Below are 553 nucleotides of genomic sequence, written 5' to 3'. Positions count from 1 at the left end.
ATGACCTTAACACGTTTAGGACGTACCTATGTGGCTGACGGGTGATGAAGGCCTATGAAAAATGTACATGGACATCCTTGCCATTCGAAATGGTGACAAACCGAGACCGCAAAACTATCACACCATCTACTGGGATTTGGTGTTGAACTATGGGCAAAAACCCAAAGCCGATGGTGCAAGAATCTCATTGCAGAAAATGATGGAAAATCTGGGCTTCACCCAATCTGAGTTTCAACTTCTTAAACAAGCCCAACAAAACTCCGATGCTTTGGTGAACATGGAAGTCAAAGCGATGAATGCGGTGAAAGGGCTCTATCCGGATAGTTCTGGCAACTACACTCGTCGAGCTGAGCCGGATATGGCAATGGCAGCGAAACTCTTACACAGTAAAGAATATCACCAAGAAAAAGCCAAAATCATGGCGCCGATTGATGAGTTTTTAAAGAGCTTAGAAGCGCGAACCAGCCGTCAATTTGAAGCGGCGGCGCATGATGTAAGAACCACGGTGATGATTGGTAATGTGTCCCTCATTGTGGTGTTTGTGATTCGCGAT

1 pseudogene is annotated in these 553 nt (G+C 45.6%); it reads left to right on the top strand.

What is annotated here, in order from left to right:
* Positions 1-553 (top strand): annotated as a pseudogene (locus CIK04_RS24385) (methyl-accepting chemotaxis protein); the annotation flags it as partial.

The sequence above is a fragment of the Vibrio sp. 03_296 genome, from assembly GCF_002265885.1.
This window is presented reverse-complemented; position numbering and strand designations above follow the sequence as displayed.